Raw genomic sequence first — 14229 nt, 5'->3', positions numbered from 1 at the left:
TGCAGGCCATCCTCGTCCTGCACCGCGTCGAAGCCGACCGCTACGCAGGATGAAAATGGCTCACGGCTCGCTGGTACGGACGGCCAAGTTTAACAAGGGAGCTTTGGGCGCAGGCGGATGTCGACTCCCTGGTGCTGCCGACTTCTGGACAGTGAACAGAGGAACCGGTCGATCCCTCGCTCCACAGCTGCGCGACGCCCTATCTCCCGCATCTGGGTTGGCGTGGAACGAACGGACCGAGTCACGATGTTCATCAGCCGGATCGGCTCAATGCAGATTCGGAGGTCTGGGTGAACCTCTTTTTTCATAGTCCTTCCGCAGTGATGGAGGATGCCCGGGAAGCCCTGCCTACTTCTTGCAGGGTGCGAGCCGTCAACTGTCCTTTCAGGACTTGGCTCAGCTGTCGTGCTCGGCTAAATTGCCGCGCATGGCGGCCAGGAAGCTTGCTTCCGTCGATGCAGTGCGGCTGCTTGGTGGCGAGACGGACGAGGCGGGCTGGCTCAGTCGGTTGGCTGGCGTCACCGCAGGAGCGGTCACAGTCGGGACGGTAGGTGGGGTCGACCTCTTTGCGTTGCGCGATGAGCTGGTCACCTGGGGCAACGCAGTGGTGGGTCGGATTCATGAGCGGGCGTATGGGCTGGGTCGGTTTGATCGGACGCAGCGCCTGGTGGCCGCCCACTCGGTGATCGTGGTGACATCGTTCATCGAGGCTCTGGAGGGTCTGCTGCACCGATATCTGTTGTGCTCCAACGGACTCAGCTCCTACATCCCTTTTGGGGGTTGATACATGTCGCACTGGCTGCCAGCCCGACCCCAGCGGATGCAGTAGAGCGCCTGATCACGACAGCCCTCGGCCATAGCGGCCCGGACAACATCACGGTGGCCGTTATCGACATCCAGTGCACAGACGGCTCGGCCACTTCGTTGCAAGGATGAGCGCGGCCAGCCCGCAAAAGCACTGCGTACGGCTCAGGCCTGAGGCTTGGAAGGCGCCTGCCTCAGTTCGCGATGGCGGCGAACAGGTCGTGCTACCCAGGGTTGGCCGTGCGGCACGCCGCCCACACAGCTTCTCCAGTTCGGGAGCAGGCGTCGACGGCGTCGGTCCAGCCGACACCTCAGCCGCCAAGGTGGTCGCGCCAGGCGCTGACGGCGCCTGACCGCCTGCGGAGCTAGCCGAGGCTCGTCAGCTCTGACGGGTGGGGGCGCACCGTCTCCGTACCTGCATGCAGCGGGCGGCAAGCGCTCCGCCAATCGGCGCACGTTGTTGCAGAGGATTCGAGGGCTCTCGTAGCCTGAGGTCCAGTCAGGACGAGCACGGCCGCACGGCATGTGTCCGGTCCTGGCGAACACCGGAAACGCTCGTCTCACCTTGTCGCTCCCCGCGGGGGTCAAGGTGGCTCCCCTGGAGTAGGACGGGAGGTTCGGTGGCAGCACCGAAGGGCCGGCATCGCCGGCGACGTAAGGGGCCCCGATGGGATGCCAACCGGTGGCGGAAAGTCAGGGCAATGGCGGTCGAGGTCGTTCAGATCGCCAGCGCGCTGGGGACGCTGTACCGCATCCTCAGCGACAGCGGGTTGGTATAGCGGTTCACCAGCCCAGAAACGAGTGTGACCCCACCTGAGCGGCAGGGTCACTAACCTCGTTTTCAGCGGCGGAGCGGGCTCCCCGCCGGGCGGCCACCCGGTGGATCAGGGGCCCGCTTCGTTGTGCCATAACCCCCGGCGCCGACGCGCCGAAGCGGTCTGGCCTGGTGTTACGGCGCCCGGTGGAGTACGGAATGCCGCCGGGCATACCGGTCAGTGTAGGACGGGACCGATGGGAATGGGAATCGACCGCCGGTGGTGAACGGCCACATCCCACCTGGCTCGGTGATACGCCGTCGAGCCGCTACCAGCTCTGCCTGGTCGGTGGAGGTGACACCTGGAAGCTGGCCGGTGTCGATCAGGTCTTGGCGGCGCCAGTTGTAGATCGTCTGATCGCTGATTTCCAAGTCCCGGACCAGCTCCGCGACTGATCGGCCGGCCTTGAGCAGATCGAGGACCCTGCGACGAAACTCGATCGGATATCTTCTCGGCACGTCTCTTCTCAACGAGCGACGAGCCTGACGAGTCAACCAACCCGACTCCACCGAACCCGGGGAACATCGGGTCCGGTCTCAGGGGGTCACTTCACTTCGGGGCTTCCGTCGGGGCGTCACGCTGTCGGAGCCCTTTGGCAGGATGGCATAGGTCCCCGTCGTGGTTGAGTGGGAGTGGCATCAGTGAAGGCAGACGCGCTGAGTCCTCGTCAGTTGTTCGACGGCAAGATGCACTACGAGATCCCGCCGTTCCAGCGGCCGTATGTCTGGAACGAGGAAGATCAGTGGGCGCCGCTGTGGGCCGACGTGGTCCGGGTCGCCGAGAGCCGTGTCGTCGCCGCCGGTGCCGAGCCGACTGTGCCACACCACTTCTTGGGCGCGGTTGTCTACGAGTCGAAGCCTCCGGTGGTTGGGGATGTCACTCGGCACATGGTGATCGACGGGCAGCAGCGCATGACCACGATCCAGCTCATGATTGATGCTGTCCAGGCGGCAGTTGCCGAGCGTGGGCACGACCTCCTCGCTGAGGACCTCGAAGAGCTAATTCTCAACCGCTCGTCGGCCTTCAAGGGCAAGCCTGAGCGGTTCAAGTTGTGGCCGTCGAAGCATGACCGAACTGCGTTCGCGCACGCGATGGATCCCAAGCCCGGCTGGGTGGGGGAGCACCGGATTATCTCTGCCCACGAGTTCTTCTCCAAGGAGGCTCACGCCTGGCTGACCGGGACGCCTGACGACGATGGCAACACCCCGCCGGGTTCCGAGCAGGCCCGTGCGGAGGCGCTGTCGGCAACGCTGCGCGATGGGTTGTACATCGTCGCGATCAATCTGACAGGCCACGACGACTCCCAGCCGATCTTCGAGACCTTGAACGACCGTGGGACGCCGCTGCTCAAGGCCGACCTGATCAAGAACTGGGTGTTCCAGCGGGGTGTGAAGGCCGGCGCTGACGTCGAGGACTGGTCGGAGACGCACTGGGTCGACTTCGACGATGACTGGTGGCGGGCCGAGATCGTGCAGGGCCGCCACCAGCGCTCCCGCATCGACATCTTCGTGCAGTACTGGCTCACCATGCGGTTGCGCGACGAGGTGAAGACCGAGCAGGTCTTCCGGGTGTTCACCGAGTACGCCGCGCCCTACATGTCCAGCCCTGACGGCGCCGACAAGCTCCTGAGCGAATTTCGCAAGGATGCCGACACCTACCGCGCCTTGGCGAATCTCCCCGAGGACTCGGCTCAGGGGTCGTTCTACTCGCGGGTCATCGAGACGATGGGACTCGCCGCGACAAGCCCGCTGCTGCTGTGGCTGCTGTCGGACAACCACAAGGTGCCTGAGAAGCAGCTGGAGATCGCCCTCAAGGCACTGGAGAGCTGGGTCATGCGCCGGACGTTGCTCCGGATGACGATGAAGGACGTCAACAAGACCATGGTCTCCATCCTCAAGCTCCTCGACCGGTCACCGATCGACACGGCCGGCGACACGGTCCGGAACTTCCTCGCGGACCAGCGGGCGGATGCGCGTCTGTGGCCTACTGACGCCACCATGAAGGCCGAGCTTCCCTCGCTCAAGCTCTATGGATACCTGCGCCAATCGCGTTTGCGCGTCGTACTGGAAGCGATCGAGAAGAAGCTTCGCACCAAGTTTCACGAGAACATCGCGCTCCCGGCCAAGCTCGAGATCGAACACGTGATGCCCCGGTCGTGGCAGACCCACTGGAACCCTGAGCCGCGGCTCACGCCCGAGCAAGCAGCGGACCGTGACCGACGCATTCAGACCCTTGGCAACCTCACCCTGGTGGCGAAGAGTCTCAACGGCGCCCTGTCGAATCGGCCGTGGACCGACACGGAGGCTGCGGGCATGACCTCCGGAGGCGAGGCCGGCTTGGGTAAGCGCAGTCTCCTGGAGAAGTACAGCCTGCTGGTGTTGTCGAAGGACCTGATCAAGGACCATCCCGACGCGTGGCGTGATGCCGATATCGAGGCGCGGGCAGCGGAGCTGACGGACCACATCTGCCAGGTGTGGACGGGGCCGCCCGCCGGCACGCACGCAGGGGAAACGACGCAGCCAGGTGGCTCTTCGATACCTTCCCAACAGACCCGGGATGAACTGCCAACGAAGGTCGCCCACGACCCGACCTGACTCGGCGGAGGCCTCGTGCCGCGACGCGGTCTGGACCTGCCGGCATGACGTCCTGCGCCGGCTGGCTCGCTCGGCCCGGGCCGAGGTGCAGGTGGTGGCGTTGACCGGGTTGGTTCGCGCCGGCCAGGATGCTGCCGTCGCCAGATACCTGGATGACGACGCGCCGCTGGCCCTGGCCGGGTCCGCCACCTAGGTATGGACGCGCGGCATCGTTACCGTGCAGGCTTCCCCAGGCCGTCGAGTCGATGGGGCGATCGCCGCCGCTGACCGACCCCAGCTCGGTGGCGGACGCCATGCTGCTGCTCCGACTGCTCGACCACGAGAAGCTGAAGGTCCAGGCCCAAGCGGTGCGGAGTCTGCGGCCGCTGGCCGCGGTCGTGGTGGGAGAGGTGGCGACGTTGCTGCGGGATCCATCAAGCAGCGGATGCGGCAGGTGACGGAGAGGCTGCGCCAGATTGCCGACGCGCTGCCGCCAGCCCTCCCGTGGAAGCTACTCCGGAACGGCCGGGTGGACGGTGGCGCGTCAGCTGCGAACTTCTGCGGGGTCGTGGGGCCGGCGTGGAGTTGCCGGCGGCGTTGAGGTCGCGCGTCGGGCGCTCAAGCTCGAAGGCTTCAGGAGGAAATTGCACTGACGATGAGCGGGTCTATCGGCACGCCGCTTACTGCGACGTGGGGTGACCCAGACCAGGGAGATCGCCGCCCGGGCCCTCGCTCGGGCGGGGTGCGCCCCCCAAGGGATGCAGTACCGGTGTTCGACCTGGGTCGGTAAGGTCAGTCTGCCAGTCGTTCGGCGTGCTTTGCTGTCGTCCTCGTCCCCACCGCCTTCTTGGCTGCGGTCGTAGCCTTCCTCGCGCGCGTCTTCTCGCGAATCTCGTAACCCCTCTCGTTCAGCGTCGCATGCACCCGTGCCGCGAAGCTCGCACAGAAGTGAGCCATCAGTCGCTGACCGAAGGAGTTCTGTACCTCCGGAGCCACCTTCTGCATCGCCTCGTTGAGGACGTCCGCCTGCTCAATCGTCTCCATCAGTCGCCTCCTGCAGGGTGAATCGGCGGCCTGCTCGGGCCGCCGATTGATCAGCATAGAAGCGCTAACCGGCACCAGTGCTCACGCGGTGAGCGCAAGCGATGGTCGCGTTGTCGGCATGGTCACCGTGCGGACGGCGAGCCTGATGCGGAATCCGATCTTGAGCTGTCGTGTGGGCGCAATCCCCGCCGAACCCGCAGGATCGGGCAGCGCGGCCAGCCGGTTGGCGGCGCTGCTGGCAACTGCGGCGGCGGGACACCATTGCTCGGCGACAAGTTCGCCAGCGCTTATCTCTGATGGGTGCCCGGCTGGTAGATGTCTATCTTCCGTCAGGTGGTTGCACGCGGTAGTTGCCTACGTGCAGCCTGTTGGGCTGGGCGAGCCCGAGGAGGCACAGTGTCGGACCCCGTGTCCCCGACGAGTCCTAACGTCAAACGACTGACCCAAGGCCTTGTGACACACCTGCTCACGCAGGTCAAGAGCAGTGAACGACTGGATTGCAACCCCATCGACGACTCCAAGGCCTACTGGTTCCGCAGACCGCCTGGAGAAAAGGTGCCCGCTCGCGGGCGGGTGGTCCTGCAGGTCACCTACCCACCACCCCCCGAACCACCCGAACCACCAAGAATGCTCCGGCCCCTGCTGGACAACACGGAGTATGGCAATCCGGACGGCCCGCCACCCCAGCTCGATCTCTCCCCGACAGGTTCGGCCGCTGACGGCGCCGTCTCCGATTCCACCAGGCAGTCATACGAGGCGTGGCTCGCCAGGTGGACGAAGTGGGCCGAGCACGAACGCAGCATGACGGAGGAGCGCGCGACCTACACCCACCTGGAGAGACTGCAGCGACTGTCCCAGCAACGTGGCGATGCAGAGGAGCTTGTGCTGGGTGTCGGCCTCCTTACCTCCAGCGCCGCCGGCCATTGGGCCATTCGCCGGCACCTTCTGGTCTGGAACGTGGCCATCGTTGAGGACCAAGCCACCGACAGCCTGCAGGTCGTCTTGCCCCTTGATCAGCGCATGAAGATCGAGGATCAGGACTTCCTCACGCCTCAGGACGGATTTCGCCACAAACGCTTTGCATCGCCCTGGTTCGGGCCGGAAGATCAGTTACACCCTTTTGCGCCAGAGGTTGTGCGCCTCTTGCAGTTGTGGCGGCGTCGTTGCTGGGAACGCACCCTGCACCTTGCTGAAGAACGGTGGGAACCCCCGGTCCACGATGAAGCAGACACAACGCGGCTGACCCTCGCTCCAGCTCTGTACCTCCGTCGTCGGGACCGCAAGGGATTAGAGCGCGTCTACCGGACTATCGCCGACAGCCTCGAGGCCATAGACGCTCCTACCCCTCTCAGCCTGGCGCAACTGGTGACCCCGATCGAGGCTACGCAGCGCCGCAACTGGCTCAAGGACGCAGGCCCTGACCGCCTGGTCAACAGCGACGATCCGCTATTCCCGCTCCCCAGCAACCGGGAGCAGCGCCGGGTACTGGCCAAGCTCAGCGACGACACGACCGTCGTCGTGCAGGGCCCACCAGGCACGGGCAAGACCCATACGATCGCCAATCTCATTTGTGCGCTGCTCGCCGAGGGCCAGAGGCTGCTCATCACGAGCCAGAAGGATCAAGCGCTACGCGTGCTTCGCAAGAAGCTTCCGGAGTCGGTCAGGCAACTGTGTGTACTGATGACGGGCATGCAGCGAACCGGCACAGACGAACTTGACCGCAGCATCACCGCCCTGTCGGAGCTGTCCTCCACGGTCACCGTCGACGAGCTGCGAGAAGACATCACCCGACTTCGGGGACAGCGGGTAGATCTCCAGGCCCGGCTCGAGCGAGCTATGCGTGAGCTGGGCGTAGTTCGCGAACAGGAGTACACGACGCACCCGCCGATCGCCGATGGCTACGGTGGCACCCTGGCGCAGATCGTCGAACAACTCCGCGCCGGCCGCGAGCGGCACTGCTGGATCGAACCCCTGCCCGCAGACGCCTCCAGTGACCCGCCCCTGCTCAACGACCAAGCCCAAGAGCTGTGGCGGCTCCTCACCACCGCCACACCACAACGCGCCGCACGAGCCAAGCAACTCATCCCCGACTCCGACGAGATCCCCCTCGCCGCGGACGTCGCCGCGATAACCGACACCATCGCTGACGCCGAACGGATCATCGGCTCCGACCACACCACCACCGCATGGTCACTGACTACCCTTGATGACCCCACCCTTACTGAGATCCAACGCCACGTCGCGGTTGCCGCCGACGCTCTGGCGACCTGCGGCCTGCCCGATGCCATCAGCGACTGGGACCCTGCAGACTGGCGGCGCGGTGCCGCCGAGGCGCTCCTGGCACGGCGAAGCCCTGCCTACTGGGAGGCCCTATTCGCCGAATTGCGAGAAGCAGAGCCCCACGTACGTGCCCTGACAGCGTTGAGCGACTGCGAGATCGACCTGGGCACCACGCCCCTGACCACAGCCCATCTCAGCCGCCTCTCAGGCCAAGCCAAGCGTCTACGCAAACATCTGGCCACTGGCCGACGCCTGCGCCGCTACCTGCCTCCACGGGCCCAGCTCGACGCCACCGACCTGCTGCAGAACTGCACGGTAGACGGGGCCCCGCCCGCCACCGCCTCCGAGCTGACCGCGCTGTCCACCTTCCTCCAGGCCGAAACAGCCGTAACCACCGCCCTGGAAGCGTGGGCCCAGGTCGGAGTGCCGACCTTCCACGGGCCGCTTCGCCGTCGAGTGGCGCATCTGCGCGACATCTCGCACAACGCCTCCGCCCTGCGGACACTCGCCGCAGCCCGCGACACCGTCGAACGCCTCCTGCGCAGCCACGGGATCCGCCTCACGGTCCGCAGCCTGGAAGACTGGGACCTCCTCGTCCGCGTCGGCCACAACCGCACCACTATCACCGGGGCGCGGCAGGCATCTGCGGCCATGGCAGACCTCACCAACACCGTGCAGACCTGGTGCCGAAACCCAGACGCCGCCCCCGAAATCGTCGATCTCTCCGCTGCCCTTAGCCGTGGTGACATCGATCGCTACGCAGCAGTTCGGCGACAACTGGATCTGGCCAGGAGCGACAAGGACTCACAGCAGCGCTGCGAACAGCTGCTCCAGAGGCTCTCCACCGCCCACCGCGCACTCGCCGACCAGATCAGCGAGAACCTCGACGATCGCACCTGGGAAAGCCGCCTCAACGATATCGAAGCAGCATGGGCCTGGGGTGTCGCAGCCGCCTTTCACCAGATCATCAGGCAGACAGACACCGAGCAGATCCACGAGCAGCACATCGACGACATAGAACAAGAGCTCAACCGCGTCACCGCAGAGCTAGCCGGCAAACAGGCTCTGCAGCACTGCCTGAAACGCATGACCGAGCAGCAACGCCAGGCGCTCCAGTCCTACAAGACCAACATGGGCGCCTACGGCCGTGGGCAGGGCCGAAGTAAGGACCGGTATCTCACCGCAGCGCTCGACGCGATGAGACACGCTCAACAGGCCGTTCCAGCCTGGGTCATGCCCCTGTCAGCCGTTACCGACACCATCCCACCGCAACCTAACACCTTCGACGTCATCATCGTCGACGAAGCAAGCCAAGCCAGCGTCGACAGCCTATTTCTCCTCTGGCTGGCCCCACGAGTCATCGTCGTCGGCGACGAGAAGCAGTGCGCGCCCGGCGCCAACTACCGGAACAACAACGACTCCGAGGCCGTCCAGGACAGCCTGGACGAGCACCTAGCGGATATGCCACTCAACCTCCGCAACGGTTTCCTCCCCAGCTCCAACCTCTACGAACTCCTCGCCTCCCGCTTCTCCGACGTCGTTCGGCTCTCCGAACACTTCAGGTGCATGCCCGAGATCATCGGATGGTCCTCCGCGCAGTTCTACGACAACAGGCTCATCCCGCTCCGCCAGTTCGGGGCCGACCGCCTTGACCCCCTCAGAGTGGTGCAGGTCGACGACGCAGTGGAGGAAGGACAAAGGACGACCCTGCGTAACCAGGTCGAGGCCAACGCCATCATCGATCACGTGCAGAAGATCATCGATGATCCGATGTACCGCAACAAGACCCTCGGCATCATCGCGCTGCAGAGCGGCAAACAGACACAAGTTATTGAAAAGCTGCTCTACGAGCGCATCGACCCGGCCGACATACGCCACCGACAAATTCGAGTCGGCCAACCGCCCGACTTCCAAGGCGATGAACGCGATGTCATCCTGCTGTCCATGGTCGTAACGAAGGCCAAGAAGGCCCTCACCGGCCGCACCGAGCAACGTCGGTACAACGTCGCCGCCAGCCGCGCCCGTGACCAACTCTGGCTGTTCACCTCCGTGCCGCCAGCGACCCTGAACCCCGCCGACCTCCGCCACTCGTTGCTCACCTACATGCTCCACCCTCCGGCAACCCTCACCATCGACCCCGACCTCGACGACGTCGCGCCCGACAGCCGGACCGACCCCTTCACGTGCCTACTGCAGCAACGCGTCTTCCTGGAGCTGCGGCGCCGCGGCTACGCCGCAGTCCCGCACTACCCAGTCGACCGCCGAACCATCGATCTCGTGGTCGTCGGCGACAACGGCCGGCTCGCCATCGAGTGCGATACACCGTCGCGGAACCGACAACCCGACCAGGCACAGCAGGAGCTACACCGCGAGCGGGAGCTGCGCCGAGCCGGCTGGCAGTTCATTCGCATCCGAGACAGCGAATACCTTCATGACCCCGTTGCCGCCCTCGAACCACTCTGGCAGCAACTGCAGCAACGAGGGATTGAACCTCGTTCACTGCCCGCCGCGCCGCGTCAGCAGCCACGTTGGAGACCTACGGCCCTGTCCGACGACGAAGACGACCTCTAGGAGACCCGGTGCTCGAAGGTATCGACGACAACACCCTCGACGAGATCGCCCGAATCGCCTGCGGCGGCGACGACTTCCCGGTGTACCGGCGTGGGGCCGAACTGCCCAAGCTTCTCCAACAAGCCGGCTGGGAGAACGTCGCGCCCTACAACGGCGACCAGCGCCGAAGCTGGCTCACCAACCAGCTCCGTCAACGTCGAAACACATCCGGGGCCATCGACGCGCTCGTCTGCCGCCTTGCTGACCAGCGTGAGTACGTCCATCGCAACGAGCCCCTCGCAGCCGCGGAGGTCACCAAGCTACTCAACACCGTCCTCGCCGTCGAAGGCTTCGAGATCGCGCACAACCGAGGGCGACCGGTTATCCGGCCCTACAAGCAGCCAGAGGACCAAGAACAACAGTCACCAGACGTCATTCTCCACGTGGCCATGGCAGACATCGTCCGCGACGCCGACCTCGCCATCGTCCTGGAAAGCCGACTCAACGAGGCCCGCATCTGCGACCGCAACGGTGCCTACGCCAGCGCGATCATCATGCTCGGCAGCCTTCTGGAGGGTGTCCTCCTCGACGCCATCAAGGCCCGCATGCCCAACTCTGACAAACCGCTCAATAGATGGACCCTGCACGACCTGATCGAGACCGCCCACAAAGAAAAATGGATACAAGCCGATGTCCGAGGCTTCGCTGGAAAACTCCGCGAATACCGCAACCTCGTGCACCCCAATGCCCAGGTAAAACTGGGCCACGCCCCGGACCGCGACACCGTCAGCATGTGTTGGCCCGTGATCAACGCAGCCCTCAACGACTTGGCGGCCACCGCAACATGACAGCGAAGGCCACACTCGCCTCACGCTCGTGGGAGAGCTGAGTCCTCGGGCGGCCTCCGTCCAACGGCGGGTACGACATCACGGCATGAGCACAGCGGGCCAGGCTGTCCGCCGTCGTGCCGCCGGATCGCGCCGAGCTGGTCATCGCCCGACTTGCCGACGGCCGGCGCCTCTGACCGGTGCCGATCGTGGTCCTGGAGGAGCTGATCAGAACCAGGCTCAGCGAGGGAACGCCACCAGGAGCAGCGCCAGTGCGGAGTAATGCACTTTCCGCGAGCTTCATGGGTATTCGATGAGCTTGTGAAGCCCGTCGGTGAGTGCCTCCGGGGTTACCCAGTTGCAGATCTGGCAGCGGTAGCGACGTAGCGCGGGATCGGCATCGGGTGGAAGTGCGTCGATGCGGTGGACCTCGTGCCAGTCCGGTCCGGTCGGTTCAGAAAGTCTGCATGCCGCGACGCTGTAGATCGGCTCAGCCTGCTTGGGCGGGACGCGCCCCGACCCCGTGTTAGCTGATGCTGTGGTGAGTAGCCGGCGCCTGGTCTCTGCTAGGCGTGCGGCCTCGGACGCGTGGTTCCTAAGCTCGACGAGCACCGTGGTGGGTAGTGCGAAGCCCGTGGGCCCGATGGTGAAGTCTGTCAACTCGGCCCAGCGTGTCTCGGTCGGATCGCCCGGGCATGGTGGGTGGTGCGGGGCGCGGAGGCGGTGGTCTGGTCGGTTCCACCAGTCGCCGTCGAAGGCATGGGGGTGGGCCAGGGGGATGCCGATTGTGTCGAGTTCGGGGGAGAGCAGCCAGTGGCACTGGGGTTCGTCGCGGGCGATGCCCGGTACGCCGAGGCGTGCGTGCCACAGCCACACCTCGACCAGGCCCGCCGCGACGTAGTCATGATGCCGGCGGGTCCAGTCCTCGTCGGTAAGTGGTTGTTGCTGGACTTCCACGACCAGGCGCGTTCCGTCGGCTAGCAGGATTTCGACGTCGCTACGACGTCGCCCGTCTGCGGTCCAGTACTCCGTGCGTGCCTCGGTTACGCCGGGCTGGTTCTTCGCCCAGCGCAGGATGGTTTGTTTGGCGTTGGCATGCCATAGCGTCTCGGGGCTGTGGCCGCCCGGTGGCGCCTGCCCGCTCGGGTGGGCGAAGTGCGTCCGGACCTTGCCGTACTTCTTACCGCCCCGGCACAGCAGCGGCACGCGCGTGCCGGCTGGGGTGTCCATGCCGTGGTAGCAGTGCCAGCAGACCAAGGTCTCATCGCCGCCGTATCCCTTGGCCTTCCAGACGTACTTGGGCTCGTCCTCGACGTGGACGCTGCTGCCTGCGCGCAGGTCCAGGCCGACGACCGACAGGTCGTTCACGGGATCTCTCCTCATGCGGTGGCCGCCCACACGACAAGGGTCGTGTGGGCTGCTGCGGTACGCGGTTACGCGAAGTGCCGGATGAGCCGCCCGTCATCGCAAGAAGAGATCACATCGTGATCATGTTGGAGCTCACTGGCTCCCAGATCGCCCGCTCAGGCACCCAGGCCGTCAGCACGGGTCGACCGTCACTCACCTCAAGAAGAGTCAATTGTCAGTAGTCGACGGGCTGGGCCCAGTATCGCCGGTCTCGTCAGCGGTCCACAAGACTCCCGTCGCTGCCGGTCCAAGGAGCTCCACGCATTGCAAAGGTCGGGCCGTCGAGACTCGCGCGCCTGTGCACCGCGCAGGCGGGCGCTCGATGACGGGATAGGCCTAGCGGTGACGAGGCGACATCACCTGACCGACAGCCCGACTCGACGCCGGTCGGCGGTTGAACCTTGCTATGGTCGCTCCATTTGGCCGGTCACGTACACCCAGCCGTGGGTCGGGGCAGGTTTCGGTTGATGTTGAGATGTTTTTCGTCCTTGCCCGTGGGGCCCGTCGCCGTGTCCCGGACATAGACGCAGTCGCCCTAGCCTCCGCCGTCAGTTACGAGGTTGCAGCGCGGGCATCCGACACAGGCCTCAGGTCCGTCTCTGACACCGTTGAAGTGCCTGTTCCAGGAGCAACAGAGCGGCGGCAGCCCCGGCGGACGCGATCAGGCCAGCCCAGAAGGCCCGGAGTGCGGTGCGGTCCTGGCTATAGGGGTCGTGTAGTCGGTAGGAGATTGGACCTATGCCCGCACCGGCCTTTTCCCATCTCAGCTTGTCCGGAAGCGTAGTGGGTGGCATCGCCGAGGCAATCTCACGGCCGTTCAAGGCATCTTCTCCAAGGCTGAAGCGCAACATGGAGATCGACAGATAGCGCAGCTTCCGTCCGGATTGCACATCGGCGAACTCGCCGAAGACGCCAGCGTAGTCGGTCGCGACGTCACCCACGGTCCGAAGCCCGCCCCACTCCTCATCTGCGACTCCGATGGGTGCGAGGCGCACCATCTCGTCCCCGCCGGGGCGCTCTAGCTGAGGGCTCCGGTGGGGGATGAAGATCTGTGTAGGGACGTCCTGTTCTGCCGACACAGTCCCGGTAATCACCACTGCGGAGGCAGCATCGTAGCCGACCAGGGAGTCAATCGGAGCGATGATCTTGTCGCCTGATGCCGAGCCGATCTGGTCGCCGTACCGGTACTCGATGCGAGTGGACCCGTTGAGGCCGGTGTCGAGGCATCGTATGCGGTCGGCTTCCTGCGCTACCTCGAGTTTGGGTCCGCAGAACAGGCTCCGGTCCAGCCGCATATCAGGGAAGTACTGTCCGGATGCGACGACGTACCATTGGCTACCGGCCGCGTCCTTTGAGAAGGTCAGTTTTAGGAGTAGTTCGCTGACGCCGTCGAAGCCCGTAGGCCACGTCTCAGCGCTGACGGCAGCGTCCGGCTTTGTGCCTATGGTGCGGCCAGCGGTGTTGTCAAGGCCGCGTGCCTTGGCGTCGATCAGCAGAAGAATTCCACCTCTCGGCGCGGCCGGGACCGGTCCGCTCGTGCCGGGGTAGGCGCTGATGAACAGCGGATAGGCAACAAGTACAGAGATCACCGCCACAGCCGTCAAGGGCAGTGCCCAGACCAGCCAGAATCCGCGGTCGAACCGACGGGCGACTACGGGAGACGCTTCGACCGGAAAAGAGGTGTCAGTCGGCGGCACCGGCGCGAGCTCGGTCGTCGCAGGGCTGTTCTTGACTGCCGGTGTCGGTGCTGGGGTCGCGGTCGGGGTCGAAGCGAAGCGTGTCATGCTCCGCAAGGCCCAAGCAGTAGCTGAGACTACGGCACCAACTGCCAGAGCCGTCCTCAACCTATGCCTTGTTCGCTGCACCGCGTGACTATAGTCCGCGCCGATCGCGCCGCCGCTCCCCGCGGCGGCAGTTTCTGAGGACTCC

At 65.2% G+C, this 14229-nt stretch carries 9 protein-coding genes; 5 read left to right on the top strand and 4 right to left on the bottom strand.

Annotated elements, in window-relative coordinates:
• The first annotated feature begins 427 nt into the window (after nt 1-427).
• Entirely contained in the window at nt 428-784 is a 357-nt protein-coding gene (locus V6U82_RS29285) for an NACHT N-terminal helical domain 7-containing protein (protein ID WP_334466998.1), read from the top strand.
• Between the two features lie 969 nt (nt 785-1753).
• Here V6U82_RS29285 and V6U82_RS29280 read toward each other — a convergent pair.
• Nucleotides 1754-2077, bottom strand: a complete 324-nt coding sequence (locus V6U82_RS29280; protein ID WP_334466996.1) for a transposase — start codon at nt 2075-2077, stop codon at nt 1754-1756.
• 183 nt (nt 2078-2260) lie between these two features.
• Between V6U82_RS29280 and V6U82_RS29275 the strand changes: the two genes are divergently transcribed.
• Complete coding sequence (locus tag V6U82_RS29275) at nt 2261-4213, top strand: DUF262 domain-containing protein (protein ID WP_334466994.1); 1953 nt, start codon at nt 2261-2263, stop codon at nt 4211-4213.
• A gap of 245 nt (nt 4214-4458) precedes the next feature.
• Nucleotides 4459-4650, top strand: coding sequence for a hypothetical protein (locus V6U82_RS29270; RefSeq protein WP_334466993.1), 192 nt, complete (start codon nt 4459-4461; stop codon nt 4648-4650).
• A 334-nt stretch (nt 4651-4984) separates the two neighbouring features.
• On the opposite strand, the gene V6U82_RS29265 is transcribed toward V6U82_RS29270, so the two are convergent.
• Complete coding sequence (locus V6U82_RS29265; protein ID WP_334466990.1) at nt 4985-5236, bottom strand: hypothetical protein; 252 nt, start codon at nt 5234-5236, stop codon at nt 4985-4987.
• 396 nt (nt 5237-5632) lie between these two features.
• Here V6U82_RS29265 and V6U82_RS29260 point away from each other — a divergent pair, with 396 nt between their 5' ends.
• On the top strand, nt 5633-10087 hold the full coding sequence (locus tag V6U82_RS29260; protein ID WP_334466988.1) for an AAA domain-containing protein: 4455 nt from the start codon (nt 5633-5635) through the stop codon (nt 10085-10087).
• A gap of 8 nt (nt 10088-10095) precedes the next feature.
• Entirely contained in the window at nt 10096-10914 is an 819-nt protein-coding gene (locus tag V6U82_RS29255) for a hypothetical protein (protein ID WP_334466985.1), read from the top strand.
• 279 nt (nt 10915-11193) lie between these two features.
• On the opposite strand, the gene V6U82_RS29250 is transcribed toward V6U82_RS29255, so the two are convergent.
• Entirely contained in the window at nt 11194-12261 is a 1068-nt protein-coding gene (locus tag V6U82_RS29250) for a competence protein CoiA family protein (protein WP_334466982.1), read from the bottom strand.
• 626 nt (nt 12262-12887) lie between these two features.
• Nucleotides 12888-14084 (bottom strand): hypothetical protein, encoded by a 1197-nt coding sequence (locus tag V6U82_RS29245; RefSeq protein ID WP_334466979.1) that lies wholly within the window; start codon nt 14082-14084, stop codon nt 12888-12890.
• Between the last annotated feature and the right edge of the window lie 145 nt (nt 14085-14229).

The organism is Micromonospora sp. CPCC 205554, assembly GCF_036902745.1.
Taxonomy (GTDB): Bacteria; Actinomycetota; Actinomycetes; order Mycobacteriales; family Micromonosporaceae; genus Micromonospora; species Micromonospora tulbaghiae.
The sequence above is the reverse complement of the archived record's forward strand: the minus strand, read 5'-3'. Positions and strand labels throughout refer to the sequence as shown.